At 69.6% G+C, this 19,144-nt stretch carries 19 protein-coding genes; 6 read left to right on the forward strand and 13 right to left on the reverse strand.

Annotated elements, in window-relative coordinates:
- The first annotated feature begins 6 nt into the window (after positions 1-6).
- The 4 genes from zwf to ACKOB8_RS09840 are packed head-to-tail and all read left to right on the forward strand — an operon-like array spanning position 7 to position 3,578.
- Positions 7-1,572 (forward strand): glucose-6-phosphate dehydrogenase, encoded by a 1,566-nt coding sequence (gene zwf, locus ACKOB8_RS09825; protein ID WP_526377026.1) that lies wholly within the window; start codon positions 7-9, stop codon positions 1,570-1,572.
- On the forward strand, positions 1,569-2,495 hold the full coding sequence (gene opcA, locus ACKOB8_RS09830) for a glucose-6-phosphate dehydrogenase assembly protein OpcA (RefSeq protein WP_526377056.1): 927 nt from the start codon (positions 1,569-1,571) through the stop codon (positions 2,493-2,495). Before zwf ends, opcA begins: the two co-directional genes overlap by 4 nt.
- A 2-nt stretch (positions 2,496-2,497) precedes the next feature.
- A complete protein-coding gene (gene pgl / locus ACKOB8_RS09835; protein WP_526377027.1) occupies positions 2,498-3,244 on the forward strand; it encodes a 6-phosphogluconolactonase in 747 nt (248 codons plus the stop codon).
- The gene (locus tag ACKOB8_RS09840) at positions 3,237-3,578 is read left to right on the forward strand and encodes an ATPase (RefSeq protein WP_526377028.1); all 342 of its coding nucleotides are present in this window, start codon (positions 3,237-3,239) and stop codon (positions 3,576-3,578) included. Before pgl ends, ACKOB8_RS09840 begins: the two co-directional genes overlap by 8 nt.
- On the opposite strand, the gene ppc is transcribed toward ACKOB8_RS09840, so the two are convergent.
- From ppc to gap, 5 genes are all read right to left on the reverse strand, one after another.
- Entirely contained in the window at positions 3,575-6,358 is a 2,784-nt protein-coding gene (gene ppc / locus ACKOB8_RS09845; protein WP_526377029.1) for a phosphoenolpyruvate carboxylase, read from the reverse strand. The genes ACKOB8_RS09840 and ppc overlap by 4 nt on opposite strands.
- Positions 6,359-6,427: 69 nt before the next feature.
- Positions 6,428-6,661 carry a preprotein translocase subunit SecG gene (gene secG / locus ACKOB8_RS09850; protein ID WP_526377030.1) on the reverse strand — a complete coding sequence of 78 codons (234 nt, stop codon included), beginning with the start codon at positions 6,659-6,661 and terminating at the stop codon, positions 6,428-6,430.
- A 29-nt stretch (positions 6,662-6,690) separates the two neighbouring features.
- Complete coding sequence (tpiA, locus tag ACKOB8_RS09855; protein WP_526377031.1) at positions 6,691-7,476, reverse strand: triose-phosphate isomerase; 786 nt, start codon at positions 7,474-7,476, stop codon at positions 6,691-6,693.
- 12 nt (positions 7,477-7,488) lie between these two features.
- Complete coding sequence (locus ACKOB8_RS09860; RefSeq protein WP_526377032.1) at positions 7,489-8,718, reverse strand: phosphoglycerate kinase; 1,230 nt, start codon at positions 8,716-8,718, stop codon at positions 7,489-7,491.
- 7 nt (positions 8,719-8,725) lie between these two features.
- Positions 8,726-9,793: a type I glyceraldehyde-3-phosphate dehydrogenase gene (gap, locus tag ACKOB8_RS09865; RefSeq protein ID WP_526377033.1), complete on the reverse strand. Its 1,068-nt coding sequence runs from the start codon at positions 9,791-9,793 to the stop codon at positions 8,726-8,728.
- Between the two features lie 190 nt (positions 9,794-9,983).
- On the opposite strand from gap, the gene ACKOB8_RS09870 reads away from it, so the two are divergent.
- Complete coding sequence (locus ACKOB8_RS09870; RefSeq protein ID WP_526377034.1) at positions 9,984-10,856, forward strand: oxygenase MpaB family protein; 873 nt, start codon at positions 9,984-9,986, stop codon at positions 10,854-10,856.
- A gap of 9 nt (positions 10,857-10,865) precedes the next feature.
- Here ACKOB8_RS09870 and whiA read toward each other — a convergent pair whose 3' ends face one another.
- The 8 genes from whiA to ACKOB8_RS09910 all read right to left on the reverse strand — a co-directional run bounded on the left by whiA (position 10,866) and on the right by ACKOB8_RS09910 (position 18,567).
- On the reverse strand, positions 10,866-11,849 hold the full coding sequence (whiA, locus tag ACKOB8_RS09875) for a DNA-binding protein WhiA (RefSeq protein WP_526247735.1): 984 nt from the start codon (positions 11,847-11,849) through the stop codon (positions 10,866-10,868).
- Positions 11,840-12,892, reverse strand: a complete 1,053-nt coding sequence (yvcK, locus tag ACKOB8_RS09880; RefSeq protein ID WP_526377057.1) for a uridine diphosphate-N-acetylglucosamine-binding protein YvcK — start codon at positions 12,890-12,892, stop codon at positions 11,840-11,842. Before yvcK ends, whiA begins: the two co-directional genes overlap by 10 nt.
- 41 nt (positions 12,893-12,933) lie before the next feature.
- On the reverse strand, positions 12,934-13,824 hold the full coding sequence (gene rapZ / locus ACKOB8_RS09885) for an RNase adapter RapZ (RefSeq protein WP_526377035.1): 891 nt from the start codon (positions 13,822-13,824) through the stop codon (positions 12,934-12,936).
- A complete protein-coding gene (gene uvrC, locus ACKOB8_RS09890) occupies positions 13,821-15,773 on the reverse strand; it encodes an excinuclease ABC subunit UvrC (protein WP_526377036.1) in 1,953 nt (650 codons plus the stop codon). Before uvrC ends, rapZ begins: the two co-directional genes overlap by 4 nt.
- 9 nt (positions 15,774-15,782) lie before the next feature.
- Entirely contained in the window at positions 15,783-16,244 is a 462-nt protein-coding gene (locus tag ACKOB8_RS09895) for a PH domain-containing protein (protein WP_526377037.1), read from the reverse strand.
- Positions 16,241-16,720: a 6,7-dimethyl-8-ribityllumazine synthase gene (gene ribH / locus ACKOB8_RS09900; protein ID WP_526377038.1), complete on the reverse strand. Its 480-nt coding sequence runs from the start codon at positions 16,718-16,720 to the stop codon at positions 16,241-16,243. Before ribH ends, ACKOB8_RS09895 begins: the two co-directional genes overlap by 4 nt.
- A 22-nt stretch (positions 16,721-16,742) precedes the next feature.
- Positions 16,743-18,014, reverse strand: coding sequence for a bifunctional 3,4-dihydroxy-2-butanone-4-phosphate synthase/GTP cyclohydrolase II (locus tag ACKOB8_RS09905; RefSeq protein WP_526377039.1), 1,272 nt, complete (start codon positions 18,012-18,014; stop codon positions 16,743-16,745).
- 148 nt (positions 18,015-18,162) lie between these two features.
- Positions 18,163-18,567: a hypothetical protein gene (locus tag ACKOB8_RS09910; protein WP_526377040.1), complete on the reverse strand. Its 405-nt coding sequence runs from the start codon at positions 18,565-18,567 to the stop codon at positions 18,163-18,165.
- Positions 18,568-18,747: 180 nt separating this feature from the next.
- Here ACKOB8_RS09910 and ACKOB8_RS09915 point away from each other — a divergent pair, with 180 nt between their 5' ends.
- The gene (locus ACKOB8_RS09915; protein ID WP_526377041.1) at positions 18,748-19,029 is read left to right on the forward strand and encodes a hypothetical protein; all 282 of its coding nucleotides are present in this window, start codon (positions 18,748-18,750) and stop codon (positions 19,027-19,029) included.
- Positions 19,030-19,144 lie beyond the last annotated feature (115 nt).

A 19,144-nucleotide genomic window follows, 5' to 3' on the forward strand; every position in this document is an offset into this window, starting at 1 on the left:
TCCGGGATGAGTTCCACGGCTGAGCCCTCGGCGAGTGCGCCCGGACCGTCCGGGTGGCACAACCCCCTGCGCGACAAGCGCGACAAGCGGATGCCGCGAATCGCCGGCCCGTGCGGTGTGGTGATCTTCGGGGTCACCGGCGATCTGTCCCGCAAGAAACTCATGCCGGCGATCTACGACCTGGCCAACCGCGGCCTGCTGCCGCCGTCCTTCTCGCTGGTCGGTTTCGCCCGGCGGGACTGGGCCGACCAGGACTTCGGCAAGATCGTCTACGACGCGGTCAAGCAGCACTCCCGCACCACCTTCCGCCAGGAGGTCTGGGATCGGCTGGCCGAGGGATTCCGCTTCGTGCAGGGCAGCTTCGACGACGACGCGTCGTTCGCCAAACTCGCCGAGACCCTCGAGAAACTCGACGCCGAGCGAGGCACCGGCGGCAACCACGCCTTCTATCTGTCCATCCCGCCGAAGGCCTTCCCGGTCGTCTGCGAGCAGCTGAAGAAGTCGGGGCTGGCCAGCTCGCGCGACGGCCGGTGGAGCCGGGTCGTGATCGAGAAACCGTTCGGCCACGACCTGCAGAGTGCGGTGGAGCTCAACCAGGTGGTCAACAGCGTGTTCGCCGAGGAGTCGGTCTTCCGCATCGACCACTACCTCGGCAAGGAGACGGTTCAGAACATCCTCGCGCTGCGTTTCGCCAACGAGCTCTACGAGCCGATCTGGAACAGCCACTACGTCGACAGCGTGCAGATCACCATGGCTGAGGACATCGGACTCGGCGGGCGGGCCGGCTACTACGACGGCATCGGGGCCGCGCGCGACGTGATCCAGAACCATCTGCTGCAACTGCTCGCCCTGACCGCGATGGAGGAGCCGGTCAACTTCGGCGCCGAGGAGGTCAAGGCGGAGAAGGTCAAGGTGCTCTCCGCAACTCGGCTGGCCCAGCCGCTGGACCTGACCAGCGCGCGCGGTCAGTACGCCGCGGGGTGGCAGGGTGGGGAGAAGGTGGTCGGCCTGCTCGACGAGGAGGGCTTCTCCAAGACCTCGACGACCGAGACGTTCGCCGCGATCACCCTCGAGGTCGACACCCGCCGCTGGGCCGGGGTCCCGTTCTATCTGCGGACCGGTAAGCGGCTGGGACGGCGGGTGACCGAGATCGCGCTGATGTTCAAGCGGGCACCGCACCTGCCCTTCGATCAGACCATGACCGAGGAACTGAGCCAGAACGCCCTGGTCTTCCGGGTCCAGCCCGACGAGGGAATCACGCTGCGGTTCGGGTCGAAGGTGCCCGGCAGCACGATGGAAGTCCGCGACGTCAACATGGACTTCTCCTACGGCTCGGCGTTCGCCGAGGACTCCCCCGAGGCCTACGAACGGCTGATCCTCGATGTGCTGCTCGGGGAGCCGTCCCTGTTCCCGGTCAACGCCGAGGTGGAACTGTCCTGGGAGATCCTCGATCCGGTGCTCGACTACTGGGCGACGCACGGCAAACCCGACCCCTATCCGGCCGGCACCTGGGGACCGGACTCGGCGTTCGCGATGCTCGAACGATCCGGCCGGGAATGGAGACGCCCATGATCGTCGACCTTCCCGACACCAGCACCAACGAAATCAGCAAGCGGATCACCGAACTGCGCGAGGAAGGCGGCGCGATCACCCTCGGCCGGGTGCTGACGCTGGTGGTCGCCCCCGACACCGAGGAGCTCGTCGAGAACGCGATCGACGCGGCCACCTCGGCCAGCCGCGAGCATCCGTGCCGCATCATCGTGGTGGTCCCCCACGACCGGCTCGCCTCCGAGGCGCGCCTGGACGGTCAACTCCGGGTGGGCGGTGATGCCGGTGCCGGCGAGGTGGTGGTGCTGCGCATCTCGGGGCCGCTGTCGGCCCACGCCAGCAGCGTGGTGCTGCCGTTCCTGCTGCCCGACACCCCGGTCGTGGTGTGGTGGCCGGGTACCGCGCCGGCCGTGCCGGCCACCGATCCGCTGGGCCGCTTGGGCATCCGCCGGATCACCGATGCGACCAAAGCCGAGGATCCGCTGGCGGCGCTGCGCAGTCGGCTGGAGGGTTACACCCAGGGTGACACCGACCTTGCCTGGAGCCGGATCACCTACTGGCGGGCGCTGCTGACCACCGCACTGGACCAGCCTCCCTACGAGCCGATCACCGCGGCGGTGGTCTCCGGACTCAAAGATGAACCGGCCCTGGATATTCTGGCGGGCTGGCTGGCGAGCCGGATCGACGGGGCGGTGCGCCGAGAGGTCGGCGACCTCAAGGTGGAATTGATGCAGCCGAGTCAGACCATCACGCTGAGCAGACCTCAGACCGGCTCCACGGCCACCCTGAGCCGGACCAGCCGTCCCGCGGCGCAACTGCCGCTGCCCCGCCGCGAGACCCGCGAGTGCCTGGCCGAGGATCTGCGCCGCCTCGATGCCGACGAGATCTATCACGAGGCGCTCAACGGCATCGGCAAAGTGCAATACGCGCCCGGCGGAAAAACCTGACCGTGAGCATCACGGTCGAGACCTACCCCGACACCGACACGCTGGTGGGTGCCGCCGGGGATCGGCTTGCCGCGGCGATCACGTCGGCCGTCGCGCAGCGGGGCCGGGCGGTGATCGTACTGACCGGCGGTGGCACCGGTATCGGTCTGCTCAAGCGCCTCGGCTCGCATCTCCTCGACTGGAGCAAGGTTCACCTGTACTGGGGCGACGATCGCTACGTGCCGCACGACGACGACGAGCGCAACGAGAAGCAGGCGCGCGAGGCGCTGCTGAACTCCGTCGCCGTCCCGGAGAACCAGATTCACCCCATGCCCGCCAGCGACGGCCGGTTCGGCCCGGATCTGGACGGGGCTGCGCGCGCCTACGCCCACGAACTGGCCGCCGACGCCGAGCCCGGCCAGCCGACCCCGGTCTTCGACGTCCACCTGCTCGGCATGGGTGGCGAGGGCCACGTCAACTCACTGTTCCCGCACACCCCCGCGGTCTTGGAGGACGAGCGAATGGTCGTCGGGGTGCCGGACTCGCCCAAACCGCCGCCGCACCGGATCACCCTGACCCTGCCCGCGGTACGGCGCGCCCGGGAGGTGTGGCTGGTGGTGTCGGGCGGGGCCAAGGCGGAGGCGGTCGCCGCGGCGATCAGCGGTGCCCCACCCGCCGACATTCCCGCCGCCGGCGCCACCGGCCGGGAAGCGACCGTCTGGCTGCTCGACGCAGCCGCCGCACAGAAACTGGAGGACGACCATGGCTGACAAGTCAACGCCCCGCACCCCGGGTGAGCGGATCAGATCGCTCGCCCAGGCAGCGCTCAACGCCGACGTCACCGTCGACCAGCTCGACACCGTTCTGACCGACCTGGAGTCCAGCCTGGTGAGCCTCAACCGGGCAGTCGGCGGCCTGGAAAGCTCGCTGACGTTCTTCGACACGACCCTGAAAACGCTCAACGCGACCCTGGTCCGGATGGAGGGCGTCGTGGACCGGGTGGAGCGGATGGTCGACGTCGGCGAGACGGTGATGTCGCCGCTGGTGGCCACCGAGTCCGCGGTGCGCGGGGTGGTCAATGTTCTACGCGGCCGCGAGCGCTAGCCGCTGTTGCGCAGCGCGGAGGACAGCCCGTTCATCGTCAGCAGGATGCCGCGCCGCACCAGTTCGTCGTCCTCACCGGCGCGGTAGCGGCGCAGCAGTTCGACCTGCAGGTGGTTGAGCGGCTCGAGGTAGGGGAATCGGTTGAACACCGACCGGGCCAGCGCGGGATTGTCCGCCAGCAGATCCTGGCCGGTGACCAGCCCGTGCATGCGGAGGGTCCGCTCGTGTTCGGTGCGGATCTTGTCGAAAACGGTGCCGCGCACCTCGGCGTCGGTGACCAGCCCGGCGTACCGCGCCGCCAGGCCCATGTCGGACTTGGCCAGCACCTGCGCCATGTTGGAGAGCACCGTGCGGAAGAACGGCCATGTCCGGTGAAGCTCGCGCAGCGTCTCCAGCCTGTCCGGTGCGCCCGCGCCGAGGAATTCCTCGATTGCGGTGCCGGTGCCGTACCAGCCCGGCAGCATCACCCGCGACTGGCTCCAGGCCAGCACCCAGGGGATGGCGCGAAGATCGGAGATCTGCGCGGTCGGTTTGCGCGACGCCGGGCGGCTGCCGATGTTCATCGCGCCGATCTCGCTGACCGGTGTCGACTCCTGGAAGTACTGCACGAAACCCGGTGTCTGATGCACCAGTTCGCGGTAGGCGCGCCGGGCGCGCTCGGCGAGCTCGTCGAACACCTGGTAGGCGGCTTCGGCGTCGTCGCCGAGTCCCTCGACGTCGAGCAGGCTGGCCTCCAGGGTGGCCGAGATGAGGCTCTCCAGGTTGCGGTAGGCCAGATGCGGTTCGGCGTACTTGGCGGCGATGATCTCGCCCTGTTCGGTCAGGCGCAGCGACCCGCCGACGGCTCCGGGCGGCTGGGCGAGAATCGCGTCGTAACTCGGACCGCCGCCGCGACCCACGGTGCCACCGCGACCGTGGAAGAGCCGCAACCGGATTCGATGCCGGCGCGCCGCGCGGACCAGATCCAGCTCGGCCCGGTAGATCGCCCAATTGGCCGCCAAGTACCCGCCGTCCTTGTTGGAGTCGGAATAGCCGAGCATCACCTCCTGCGCGTCGCCGCGGGCACTGACCATTTCCCGGTAGAGCGGCAGGTCCAGGGCGGACTCCAGGATCTGCGCACCGTGCCGAAGGTCGTCGATGGTCTCGAACAACGGGACGATGCCGACCGGTGTGCGGGGAGGCGATCCGAGATCCAACAGCCCCGCCTCTTTGAGCAGAACTGCCGCCTCCAGCAGATCCGAGACCGACTGGCACATCGAGATGATGTAGTTCGGGATCGCCGCGTCACCGAGGGTGCGCACGGCCCCGGCGGCCGCGCGCAGAATGCCGAGTTCCTTGCGGGCGAGTTCGCCGATGTCGGCGTCCTCGCCGATCAACGGCCGGCGGGTGGCCAGTTCGGCGACCAGCAGCGCGACACGCTCGGCCTCCGGCAACGACGTGTAGTCGGGGTGCACACCGGCCCACGCCAGTAACTCGGTCACCACCTGCTCGTGCACCTCGGAGTTCTGCCGCATGTCCAGCCCGCACAGGTGGAAACCGAACACCTCGACCGCGTCGCGAAGCCGGGCCAGCCGGTCGTCGGCGAGCAGGGCCCCGCCGTGTTCGCGCAGCGACGCGCTGAGGACATCGAGGTCGGCGAGGAGTTCGTCGGGGGCGCGGTAGCCGGCCAGACCCAGATCGACCAGGTGCTCGGGCCGACGCTCCAGGATCGCCGTCGCGGTGGCGGTCAGCCGGGCGCGCACCGTCCGCACCGCCCGGCGATACGGTTCATCGGCTCGCGCCGGATCCGTGCACCCGTCGGCCAGCGCGGCGAGGTCCGCACTGACCGCCACCAGTCGCGCCGACATCGACAGTTCCTGCTCGAGGGCGAACAGTTCGTCGAAGTAGTGCGACAGCGCAGTGAATGCGGCATCAGCGGTCGCCATCCGCACCACATCGGCCGTCACGTTCGGGTTCCCGTCGCGGTCACCCCCGATCCACGAGCCGGGGCGCAGCATCGGCCGCCTGAGCAGAGCGGCATCCGGCCATCGCCGTCGAAGCTCCCGGCGGACCTCGGCGTTGATCCTCGGGATCACGTCGAAGAACGACGCCGGGTAGTAGCGCAGGCCGGACTCGATTTCGTCCTCAATCCGCAAGCGGGACAGCCGGATCAGCGCGGTCTGCCAGAGGATCAGAATCTGGCGCCGCAACTCCAGGTCGACCGGCCGGCCCTCTTCGGTCTCGTCCTGGCCGTGCAGGCGCAACCGCAACAGGCTGGTGATGCGGTTCTGGGTGTCGAAAACGGTGCGCCGGCGGGTCTCGGTCGGATGTGCGGTGATCACCGGCGAGACCAGGGCGTCGCTCAACACCTCGGCGACGGTGCCGGCATCCAGCACCGCCTCATCGAGTTTGCGGTAGGTCGCGGCCAGCGTGCTGTCCGGGGCCGGCTCTCCGGCCCCGGCGTGCACGGCGCGGCGGCGCTCGCGGTGGACGTCCTCGGCGACATTGGCCAGCAGGGCGAAGTGGCTGAACGCACGGATCACCGGGATGGCCAGGTGGATGTCGATCCCGGAGAACATCCCGGCCAGCTCGGTGCGGTCTATCTCCGAGCGGCGCACCCGGAAGGACTCCACCCGGGCGCGCTCGACAAGCCGGTAGACGTCCTGCCCGTTCTGCTCGCGCACGGTGTCACCCAGGATCGCCCCCAGCAGGCGGATGTCGGCGCGCATCGGCTCGGTGGCCTCGCGGCCGGTCGCGCTGCGGTGAACCGCACCGATCGGCTCCAGCGACGTTTCCGACACGGCGTCAAGTATCGGCCCCGCCCGATCATCCTGCACGGCGAGAGGGGCGCGTCGAGCGCCGCCGGCGTCTCAGGAGTACTTGATCTGCAGCGCGATACCGATGATCGCCACCAGCCAGATCCCGGTGACGAACAACGTCAACCGGTCCAGGTTCTTCTCCACCACCGTGGAACCCGACAGGCTGGACTGGACCCCGCCGCCGAACAGCGTGGACAGGCCGCCGCCCTTGGCGCGGTGCAGCAGCACCAGCAGCACGATGAGCAGGCTGGTGATGACCAGCAGGATCTGCAGCGTGAAGACCATGGGCGCAGTTTACCGGGCCGCTGCGGCCGTCAGGGCAGCGGCCCGCCGGCGGCGATCGCCGCCAGGACCGCGAACTGCTCACCTTCCAGGGAGGCACCGCCGACCAGGGCCCCGTCGACGTCCTGCTGGGCGACGATCTCGGCGACGTTCTTCGCGTTGACCGAACCCCCGTAGAGAATCCGCACCGCATCCGCGGCCTGGCGGGACGCCAGCGCGGTCAGTTCGGCGCGGATCGCCGCGCACACCTCCTGCGCGTCGGCGGGCCCGGCGACCCGGCCGGTGCCGATCGCCCACACCGGCTCGTAGGCGATCACCACCGTCGCAAGCTGTTCGGCGGTCAGACCCGCCAGCGAACCGCGCAACTGGGTGACGTTGTGCTCGACGTGAGCGCCGGCCTCGCGGATCTCCAGGTGCTCCCCGATACAGACGATCGGAACCAGACCGTGCCGGAATGCCGCCGCCGCTTTCGCCGCGACCAGTGCATCATCCTCGTGGTGGTAGGTGCGACGCTCGGAATGCCCGGCGAGGACGAACGTGCATCCCAGTTTGGCGAGGAATGCTCCGCTGATATCACCGGTGTAGGCGCCCGCGTCGTGCGGGGAGAGGTCCTGCGCCCCGTAGGTCAGCCGCAGCCGGTCGCCGTCCACCAGGGTCTGCACGCTGCGCAGGTCGGTGAACGGCGGGATGACGGTCACGTCGACCTTGTCGAAGTACTTCTCGGGCAGCGCAAAGGCGATCTTCTGGACCAGGGCGATCGCCTCGAAGTGATTGAGGTTCATCTTCCAGTTGCCCGCGATCAGCGGTTTACGGGACACGGGGTGAGCCTTTCAGTTCAGAATCTCGATGCCTGGGAGCGTCTTGCCCTCGAGGTACTCCAGCGAGGCCCCACCGCCGGTGGAGATGTGCGAGAAGCCGTCCTCGCGCAGACCGAGCCGGCGCACGGCCGCAGCCGAGTCCCCGCCGCCCACCACACTGAAGGCTCCCTTGCCGGTCGCCGCGAGGATCGCCTCGGCCACTCCTTTGGTGCCGGCGGCGAACGCCGGGAACTCGAACACACCCATCGGTCCGTTCCAGAAGATGGTCCGGGCGTTGGACAGCAGCGCGGTGAACCGCTCGACCGACTCGGGGCCGATGTCCAGACCCATCCTGTCGGACGGAATTGCGCGGACCGCAACGGTTTCCGGCGGAGAGTCGGCCCTGAACTCCGATGCCACGACGACGTCGACCGGCAGATGGATGACGTCGCCGTATTCCTCGAGAAGGCGCCGGCAGGTGTCGATCATGCCCTGCTCCAGCAGTGACGTGCCCACCGAGAAACCCTGGGCGGCCAGGAAGGTGAAGCACATCCCACCGCCGATGACCAGGCTGTCGGCCTTGCCGGCGAGGTTCTCGATGACGGCGAGCTTGTCGGAGACCTTCGAACCCCCCAGCACCACCGCATAGGGCCGCTCGCCGGCCTCGCCGGCCGTGGCCAGCTGCTCGAGCACCCTGACTTCCGCTGCGACCAGCCTGCCGGCGTAGTGCGGCAGCAGCGCGGCGACGTCGTAGACCGAGGCCTGCTTGCGGTGCACCACGCCGAAACCGTCCGAGACGAACGCGCCATCCCCTCCCGCACCGCCGACGAGCCCGGCCAGGCTCCTGGCCAGCGCACCGCGTTCCGCGTCGTCCTTGCTGGTCTCCCGGGCGTCGAACCGGATGTTCTCCAGCAGCAGGATGTCTCCGTCGGTCAGTCCCTCGGCCCTCGCCAGCGCGTCGGGACCGACCACGTCCCCCGCGAGCTGGACGTGGCGACCCAGCTTGTCGCCGAGCACCTTGGCCACCGGCGCCAGCGACAGCGTCGGGTCGGGTCCGCTCTTCGGCCGACCCAGGTGCGCGGTGACGATGACCTTCGCGCCGGCGTCCGAGAGCGCCTTGAGAGTGGGCACCGACGCCTCGATGCGACCGGCGTCGGTCACCGTTCCGTGTTCGTCGAGGGGCACGTTGAGATCGCAGCGGACCAGCACGCCGCGCCCCTGCACTCCCTCGGCGAGCAGGTCGGCGAGACTTTTCACGGGCATGTCCGGGCTACAGGGACTTGCCGACCAGGGCGATGAGGTCGATGAGGCGGTTGGAGTAGCCCCACTCGTTGTCGTACCAGGAGACCACCTTGGCCTGCTTGTCGATGACCTTCGTCAGCAGCGAGTCGACGATCGAACTGTGCGGGTCGGTGACGATGTCACTGGAGACGATCGGCACGTCGTAGTACTTCAGGATGCCGCGCAGCGGTCCGTCGGCTGCCGACTTGAGCGCGGCGTTGATCTCCTCGGCGCTGGCTTTCTTCTTCAGGTCGACGGTGAGATCGGTCACCGAGCCGGTCGGGATCGGCACCCGCAGCGCGTAGCCGTCCAGCTTGCCCTTCAGCTCCGGCAGCACCAGGCCGATGGCCTTGGCCGCGCCGGTCGACGTCGGAACGATGTTCAGCGCGGCCGCACGGGCGCGGCGCAGGTCGCGGTGCGGCGCGTCCTGGAGGTTCTGGTCCTGGGTATAGGCGTGAATCGTGGTCATCAGGCCGCGCTCGATACCGAAGGTGTCGTTGACCACTTTGGCAAGGGGTGCCAGGCAGTTGGTGGTGCACGACGCGTTGGAGATGACGTTCTGGCTGCCGTCGTACTTGTCGTCGTTGACTCCGAGCACGAGGGTGATGTCCTCGTCCTGGGCCGGCGCGGAGATGATCACCTTCTTGGCGCCGGCTTCCAGGTGGCCCCGGGCCCGCGCGTCGGTGAAGATGCCGGTGGACTCCACCACCACGTCGACGCCGAGCTCGCCCCAGGGCAGCGCGGCCGGACCTTCCTTGACCTCCAGTGCCGTGACCCGCTGACTGCCGATGACCAGCGTGTCACCGTCGACCGAGACGTCCTCGGAGAGCCGGCCCAGAATCGAGTCGAACTTGAGCAGATGGGCCAGGGTGGCGTTGTCGGTGAGGTCGTTGACCGCCACGATCTCGATGTCGGCGGCCTTGCCCTCGGCCCCCTTGGGCAGCCCGAGTTCCTGGGCCATCCGTCCCATCGCCTCGATCTTCTTGCGGGCGGACAGCGCCCGGTAGAAGTTGCGACCGATGCGGCCGAAGCCGTTCACGCCGACCCGGATCGTCACGCACTTCTCCTCACAGTCGTTCTCGCCTGCAGCCAGGACGTCAGCCTAGTGGCGCGCGGCGGGGGTCGGTCGGCGGTTTAGCCACAGTTGGGCCACCGGCCGTCCGCCGGCCTGCCCAAACGACCCGGTGTTGGCCCGGTATCGGCCCGGTGTTGGCCCGGTGGCGCCGTCGGCGCGTACCGTCGGGACCATGGCCTCTCTCATCCCCCTGGACGTCGCCGGAGTGCGGGAACGGCTCGGCCAGGGGCTGTTCGCGATGGTCGCCGGCCCCGACGGTCCGAGCAAGCGGGCCCGCATTCACGACACCCCGGGTCCGCGGTGGTTCGCCGAGGACCGACCGATCCGCCGTGTGCACGCCGATGCGTCGATGTTCGTCGGCGGCCTGCGCGCGCTGCTGCTCCAGTCGCTGCACCCGCTGGCCATGGCCGGAGTGGCCGGGCATTCCGATTACCGCGGCGATCCGTGGGGGCGACTGCAACGCACCAGCACCTTCCTGGCGGTCACCACCTTCGGTACCGCGGCCGACGCCCAGCGCGCCGTCGACAAGGTGCGCGGCATCCACCGCCGGGTGCACGGCACCGCCCCCGACGGCCGGCCCTATCGCGCCGACGACCCGCATCTGCTGGAGTGGGTGCACATCGCCGAGGCGGACAGCTTCCTCACGGCCTACCAGCTCTACGGGGCCGCCCCGCTCGACCAGGAGGGCCGCGACGGCTATGTCGCCGACACCGCCCGGGTGGCCAGCGCCCTGGGGGTGCCCGACCCGCCGCGGACCGAGGCGCAGCTGGCCGAACGGATCAACGCCTACCGCGGTGAATTGCACGGCACCGAGGCGGCCCGCGACGCCGCGCGCTTCCTGCTGATCACACCGCCGCTTCCGCTGCTGGCGCGAGGGCCCTACGGGGTTCTGGCCGCGACGTCGATCTCGATGCTGCCGCCCTGGGCGCGATCGCCGCTGTGGCTGCCCTATCTTCCGCCGCTGGAGGCCACCGCGATCAGGATGGCGGGCCGGGCGCTGGTGGGGGCGATCCGCTGGGCCATGACCGAGCAGACGGCCGGATAACCGGTTCGCTCAGGCGTCCTCGAGAAGGTCGGGCGTGACCGCGGACTCGGTGTCGGGGATCCCGTCCTGCTTGGCCTTGCGATCCGCCATCGACAGCAGCCGCCGGATGCGTCCCGCCACCGCGTCTTTCGTCATCGGCGGGTCGGCCAGCCGGCCCAACTCCTCCAGCGATGCCTGACGGTGCTCCACCCGCAGCAGCCCGGCCGCGGCGAGATGGGAGGGCACCGAGTCGCCGAGGATCTCCAGCGCCCGCTCCACCCGGGCGGCCGCGGCCACCGCTGCACGCGCGGAGCGGCGCAGGTTGGCGTCGTCGAAGTTGGCCAGCCGATTGGCGGTGGCCCGCACCTCCCGGCGCATCCGCCGCTCCTCCCAGACCAGCCGGGTGTCCTGGGCGCCCATGCGGGTCAGCAGCATGCCGATGGCTTCCCCGTCGCGGACCACGACGCGGTCGGCGCCGCGCACCTCGCGCGCCTTGGCGCTGATGCCCAGTCGTCGGGCGGCACCGACCAGGGCCAGCGCCGCCTCCGGCCCGGGGCAGCTGATCTCCAGCGCCGAGGAGCGCCCGGGTTCGGTCAGCGAACCGTGCGCGAGGAAGGCGCCCCGCCAGGCCGCCTCCGCGTCGGCGATGCTGCCGCCGACGACCTGGGCCGGCAGCCCCCGCACCGGCCGGCCGCGCAGGTCCAGCAGGCCGGTCTGACGGGCCAGCGCCTCCCCGTCCTTGGCGACCCGGACCAGGTAGCGCGTGGTCTTCCGGATTCCGCTGGCCGAGAGAACGTGCACCACCGCGCTGTAGCCGTAGAGGTCGTGAATGTCGCGGCGCAGCCGGCGCGCCACGTTGCCCAGGTCCACCTCGGCTTCCACCACCACCCGGCCCGACACGATGTGCAGGCCGCCGGCGAACCGCAAGAGCGAGGCGACTTCGGCGCGCCGTGCGCTGACCGAGTTGATGACGAGTCGGCTCAACTCGTCTTTGACCTCGGCTGTCATCGCCACTGGTCGTCACCTCTCGGTCCGTCAGCGGGGCGCTGCGTCCGGCCGGGCCGCCCGCCGGCCACGGGCGACGTCATGGCCGCCGCCGTCGGGATGGTAGCCGTCGACGCGCCCCCGCCCCCCGACCGGACCGCATCGAGGGCAGCGGCCAGCCGAGCGGGGTCATGTAACGGTGTACCAGGCCGGGAAACCTCGGCGAAGGTGACCGCCGCCTCGAGCAGGCTCGCGGTGCGGCGCAACTGATCACGCTCCCGTTCGGAGGGCACCCGGGAGGCGTCGACGATGATGTCGTGCACGGTGAAGCCGGGCGCGTGCTGGGCCAGGACATGCAGATGCCGTTCGGCGGAGAATCCCGCGGTTTCACCGGGCTCGGCGGCCAGGTTCAACACCAGCGCCCGGCGCGCACGGGTTGACCGCAGGGCGGCCGCCATCCCGGGCACCAGGACGTGCGGAATCACGCTGGTGAACCACGATCCCGGCCCGAGGACCACGAGATCGGCCGCCAGCACCGCGTCGACGGCCTGGCGGGTGGCCGGCGGATCCCCGGGCAGCAGGCGCACCCGGCGCACCTTTCCGGGCGTGGTGGCCACCGCGACCTGACCGCGGATGACCCGGCTCATCCGCGGGTCGCCTTCCAAGCCGGCGACATCGGCTTCGATCTGCAGCGCAATCGGGCACATCGGCAGCACCCGGCCGTTGACGGCCAGGATCCGGCCCAACTCGTCGAGGGCGGCCACGGGATCGGCGAGAACCTCGTTGAGTCCGGCGAGCAGCAGGTTCCCGATCGGGTGACCGGCCAGGGCACCGCTTCCGCCGAAGCGGTGCTGGATGATGGTCGCCCACAACCGGCCGTGCGGACTGTCCGACGCCAAGGCCGCCAACGCCATCCGCAAATCACCCGGCGGCACCACGTCGAGTTCGGCACGCAGCCGTCCCGAGGAACCGCCGTCGTCGGCGACGGTCACGATCGCGGTCACATGCGGGCTGAGTCTGCGCGCCGCCGACAAGGTGGCGTACAGACCGTGACCGCCGCCCAGTGCGACGATGCGCGGATTGACAGCCCGCGCGGTGCTCCCCTGCGCAGTGGTCACTCGCGCCCCAGATCGCGGTGGAGCACGCGGACCTCGAGTTGCGGATTTTCGGCCAGCAGTCCGGCGAGCGCTTCCGACATGGCCACGCTACGGTGCTTACCCCCGGTGCAGCCGATCGCAACGGTCATGTACCGCTTTCCTTCCCGGACATAGCCGTCGACGACCAGTCCCAGCAGTCGATGGTAGGTCTGCAGGAAGTCAGTGGCACCGGGTTGGGCCAGAACGTAGTCGCGAACCGCCGGGGATTGACCGGTCTGCGGGCGCAATTCGTCGATCCAGTGCGGGTTGGGCAGGAATCTCACGTCCATCACCATGTCGGCGTCCATCGGCAACCCGTATTTGAAGCCGAACGACTCGACCGTGACGCTGATCTGCGCCGCCGCGGCCCCCCCGAAGGATCGCTCGATGCTCGCCCGCAGCTCGGGCACCGACAGCGCCGAGGTGTCGATGATCAGGTCGGCGACCGCCCGCACCGGCGCAAGCATGGCCCGCTCGGCGGCGATACCCTCGGCGAGCGTCTGGTTGCCCTGCAGCGGATGGCTGCGGCGGTTGCTCTCGTACCGGCGCACCAGAACGGCGTCGGAGGCCTCCAGGAACAGCACCCGCGGCGTGATCGAGCGCATCGCGAGATCGTGCCGAACCAGATCGAGGTCGCCGGAGAAACCGCGGGAGCGCACATCCATGACCACGGCGAGTTGGGTGATCCGCGAGCCCGCCGCCAGCCCGAGGTCCACCATGCGGGCGATCAGTTCGGGCGGCAGGTTGTCGGCGACGTACCAGCCCAGGTCCTCCAGTACCTTGGCCGCAGTCCCCCGGCCGGCACCGGACAGACCGGTCACCAGGACGACGTCGAGGTCCGGCGCGACGGCACCGCCGGGGGCGGTCATCGCGCGGCCCGGTGCGCGGCGTCGCCGGCCGCTTCGCCCGCATCGGCCGGACCGCCCAGCGCGGCGACCACCGCGGCCGCCGTCGCCGCACCGACACCGGGCACCGCGCTGATCTCCTCGATGCTTGCCTGTCGCAGCCGGGCCAGCGAGCCGAAGTGGGTGACCAGCGCCCGGCGACGGGTCTCGCCGAGTCCGGGTACGGCGTCCAGCGCGGAGGCCGTCATGCGCTTGGACCGCTTGCTGCGGTGGTAGCCGATCGCGAAGCGGTGCGCCTCATCACGCACACGCTGCAACAGATACAGAGCCTCGCTGCGGCGCGGCAGGATCACCGGATCGGGTTCGGCCGGCACCCACACCTCCTCCAGGCGCTTGGCCAGACCGATCACCGCCACATCGGTCACCCCCAGTTCGTCGAGCACCGTCTGCGCGGCATTCACCTGTGCGGCGCCACCGTCGACGACATAGAGATTAGGCGGATAGGCGAACCTGCGACCCGACTCCGGTGGGCCGGTCTGCGTGTGGTGGGCGAACCTGCGGCGGGTCACCTCCGCGATGGATGCGACGTCATCGGAGCGGCCACCGCCGGCCGCTTCGCGGATCGCGAAGTGCCGGTAGTCGGACTTGCGCGGCAGACCGTCCTCGAAGACCACCAGCGAACCGACCACGTCGGTGCCCTGCACGTGACTGATATCGACACACTCGATACGAAGCGGTGCCTGCGCCAGCCCGAGCGCGTCCTGAATGTTCTGCAGCGCGGCCGATCTCGCCGTGAAGTCGGTGGCCCTGCGCAACTTGTGCTGCTGCAGTGCCTCCTGCGCGTTGCGCTGAACCGTTTCCGCCAGTGCGCGCTTGTCACCGCGGCGGGGAATCCGCAGCGCGACCCGGGAGCCGCGCAGACCGGACAGCCAGGTGGCCAGTTCCCCGGCGTTGGGCGGCAGGCAGGGCACCAGGACCTCCTTGGGCACCGGGTTCGTCGAACCCGCCGCGGCACCCTCCCATTCGGCCTGGTCGCCGTAGAACTGGGTGAGGAACTGCTCCACCAGCCGGGCATGCGCGGCCTCACCCTGTTCGCCCGGCTTCTCGACGACCCAGCCGCGTTGGCCGCGGACCCTGCCGCCCCGGACGTGGAACACCTGCACCGCGGCTTCCAGATCGTCATCGGCGAAGGCCACGACGTCGGCATCGGTTCCGTCCCCGAGGACAACCGCCTGCTTCTCCAGCGCTCGCTTGAGCGCACCGATGTCGTCACGCAGTCGGGCTGCCCGCTCGAAATCCAGTTCGGCGGCTGCGGCGTTCATCTGCCGCTCCAGATCGCGGGCGAAGCGATCGGTCTTGCCGGACAGGAAGTCGCAGAAATCCAGGACGATCTGACGGTGCTGGGCCGCGCTGACCCGGCCCACGCACGGCGCAGCACACTTGTCGATGTAGCCGAGCAGACACGGTCGCTGGATCTGGCTGTGCCGCTTGAATACTCCCGGGGAACATGTTCGGGCGGGGAACACTCTGGTGAGAAGATCGACCGTCTCGCGGATCGCCCAGGCGTGCGAGTAGGGGCCGAAATAGCGCACACCCTTGCGCCGGGGTCCCCGGTAGACCATCAGGCGGGGGAACTCCTCGTTGAGGGTCACCGCCAGCATCGGGTAGGACTTGTCGTCGCGATAGCGGACATTGAATCTCGGGTCGAACTCCTTGATCCAGTTGTATTCGAGCTGGAGCGCCTCGACCTCGGTGGCCACCACCGTCCACTCCACTTTCGCGGCGGTCGTCACCATCTGTCGGGTCCGCGGATGCAGACTCGCGATGTCGGCGAAATAGGACGTCAGCCGGCTGCGCAGGCTCTTGGCCTTGCCGACGTAGATGACCCGGCCCTGTGGGTCGCTGAACCGGTACACCCCCGGTTCGACCGGGATCGATCCGGGCGCCGGTCGGTACGTCGCGGGATCGGGCACGATCCCAGGCTACTGTTCGGACCCCCGGTGACGGGCCATCGATTCGCGCACGGCCTCCATCGCGACGGCCGCACGCTCGCGGTCGACGACCTGGATGGCCAGCACCGGAACGTACTCGTTGCTACCGAGTTCGACGCGCGCCCAGCGGCCGCCCGGCGGAACCGCCACGTCGACCACCTCATCCCACCCGATCAGCCGGTATTCCAGAACGTTTCGCACGGCCAGGCCGCGACGGCCGACCTTCACCCTCGGCCGGGCCAGAAGCAGCACGGCGGCCGCCAGGAGGAGTGCCAGGCCCGCCATCGCGAATTGATCGGCGGTGCGCAGTGTCGGCCCGGTCGACTCCTTTCGGAGCAGCAGGGCGACCGTGATCCCGACTCCGGCGATCAGCACGGCGACCCCGTAGGCGACGAGCGGTGCGACCCGCGGCTTGAACACCGCATCCCAGTCGTCGTCACCGGACGCGGTCATGTGCGGCGCAGGCCGCGCAACGTCAGTGCGGTGGACAGCGCGGCCGCGGTGGCCTGTGCGCCCTTGTCCTCCGCCGAGCCGGGCAATCCGGCGCGGTCGAGGGCCTGCTCCTCGTTGTCGGTGGTCAACACTCCGTTGGCGACCGGGGTGGCGGCATCCAGGGACACCCGGGTCAATCCCTGGGTGACGGCGTCGCACACGTAGTCGAAGTGCGGGGTCTGGCCGCGGATCACCACGCCGAGTGCGACCACCGCGTCGTGGGTGCGGGCGAGTTCCTGCGCGACGACCGGAATCTCGATGGCGCCGTGCACCCGAGCCACTGTGGGATCGGCCGCACCGGCCTGCCTGGCCACTCGCAGAGCGCCCTCCAGCAGGGCCTCGCAGATGGCGGCGTGCCAGGTGCTGGCCACGATCGCAAGCGTGATGCCGGAGGCATCCATCTCAGGAACCGGTGGGACTCCCGCTCCCCCGCTCATCGGTCCGTGCCGCGCCCGGCTCTCACCGGATGCCGCCGAGATCGCCGGGAAGGGGGGTGTCGTCGATTTCCAGCCCGGCAAGCTCGTGACCCAGCCGGTCTCGCTTGGTGCGCAGGTAGCGGATGTTCTCGGCGTTGGCCCGCACCGGCAGCGGCACCCGCTCGGTGATCGTCAGCCCGTATCCGTCGAGCCCGACCCGCTTGGCGGGGTTGTTGGTCAACAGCCGCATCGAGCGCACCCCGAGGTCGACGAGAATCTGCGCTCCGGTCCCGTAGTCGCGCGCATCGGCGGGCAATCCGAGTTCCAGATTCGCCTCGACGGTGTCCGCGCCGGCGTCCTGAAGTTGGTAGGCCTGCAACTTGTGCATCAGCCCGATGCCGCGGCCTTCGTGCCCGCGCATGTAGAGCACGATCCCGCGGCCCTCCCCGGCCACCATCTCGATCGCGGCGTCGAGTTGGGTGCCGCAGTCGCAACGCTGGGAGCCGAAGACGTCGCCGGTCAGACACTCCGAGTGCACGCGGACCAGGACGTCCTGGCCGTCGTTGTCCGGTCCGGCGATGTCCCCGCGAACCAGCGCCACGTGTTCGACGCCGTCGTAGATGCTGGCGTAGCCGACCGCGCGGAACTCGCCGTACCGGGTGGGGATGCGCGCCTCGGCCACCCGTTCGACCTGTTTCTCGTGCTTGCGGCGCCACTCGATGAGATCCGCGATCGAGATCATGGCCAGCTCATGCTCGTCGGCGAAGACCCGAAGTTCGTCGGTGAGCGCCATCGCGCCCTCATCCTTCTGGCTGACGATCTCACCGATCGCGCCGGCGGGCTGCAGACCGGCCATCCGCGCGAGGTCCACGGCGGCCTCGGTGTGGCCGGGGCGGCGGAGCACCCCGCCGTCCTTGGCGCGCAGCGGAACCATGTGGCCCGGCCGGGTGAAATCCTCCGCGACACTCGACGGGTCGGCCAGCAGCCGCATCGTGGTGGCGCGGTCGGCGGCCGAGATGCCGGTCCCCACACCGTGCCGGGCGTCGACGGTGACGGTGTAGGCGGTGCCGTGCTTGTCCTGGTTGATCGCATACATCGGGAGCAGACCCAACCGGTCGCAGATCGCTCCGTCGAGGGGGACGCACAGATAGCCCGACGTGTAGCGCACCATGAAGGCCACCAGCTCCGGTGTCGCCTTCTCGGCGGCGAAGATCAGGTCGCCCTCGTTCTCGCGGTCCGCGTCGTCGATGACGATCACCGGCTTGCCCGCAGCGATGTCGGCGACCGCCCGTTCGACGGTGTCCAATCTCGTCATCGTGCCGCCTGCCATTCCAGCGAAGCCGCGAAAGGCCCTCGCGACCGTTGATCAAGTATGAACCACGACGCGGGCCGGCCCCGGTCCCGGTCGACGTGCCCGGGGCGCCGCAGGGGGATTTTCCTGCAGCGCCCCGGTCCGATCAGGGTCAGTTCGGTGCGCTCCCCACGCCCGCGCCGATGCCGTTGCCCCGGCCGCAGCCCCACGGCCCGGCGAGCGGGGGCACCGGGTTGCCGGTGTGGATGATGCACTTCATCGGCTGGTAGACGGTGCCGGCGAACGGGGCGTTGGCCCACGCGATGTTCCAGCGGGAGCCGTCGGGGAAGTTGATGCCCTCGCAGTAGCCGCCCCAGCCGCCCGAGGTGCCCCCACCCGGGCACCAGTTGACGGCCGGGATCGGGGTGTAGGGGTCATAGGGGGTGAAGCCGGGGTTCGGCATGGCCTGGCTGACCGCGGTCATACTCAGCGATCCGCCGAAGGCCATTCCGATCACGGCAAGCGCACTGATCGCGAACCGGGCGAACCGGCCTTTGGTTTTGGTGGTGTTCGTCATGATTGCTTCCTCTCGTCGGTTACGGCCAGCCGAGGTTCCGGCTGGTCGATGTCATCAACGATGCCAAGGCGATGCCCGGCTGTATGTCGACGAGCACGCCCCCGCACCTGATGAATCGCTGTCCTGAAATCACAGGACACCGAATCCGACAGCCGAGGTGGTGGATAGAGTCCCGGTGACGTGACGAACCACATCAGCAGCCCGATCCTTCGGGCGCTTGTCGAACTCGCCGACGCCGAAGGCGTAACCGAAGTCCGGTGGGCGGATGGGGAGATCCTGCGCGTGCGCTACGACATTCTGGTCCCTGCCGACGAGAGTCACGACGGCCTCGAGGAGGCGGTCGTCGACGTGGTCGCAGTCATCTCGGCGGGACAGCGGTCGCTGTCCGGGCTGGCGCTGGGCCGTCCGGGTCTGATCCGGGCCGATGACTTGCCGGTGCGCGTCAGTACGCCACCTCGCTGAGAGCAGACGCGAGGTAGTCAGGTTCTGAAGCCGCGTTCGCCTCCTGGCGCGGGGCATCACCAACGATGCCAAGGTAATGCCCGGCTGTATGTCGACGAGCACGCCCCCGCACCTG

The sequence above is a fragment of the Mycobacterium sp. genome, from assembly GCF_046091765.1.
In the GTDB taxonomy this organism is placed as follows: Bacteria; Actinomycetota; Actinomycetes; order Mycobacteriales; family Mycobacteriaceae; genus Mycobacterium.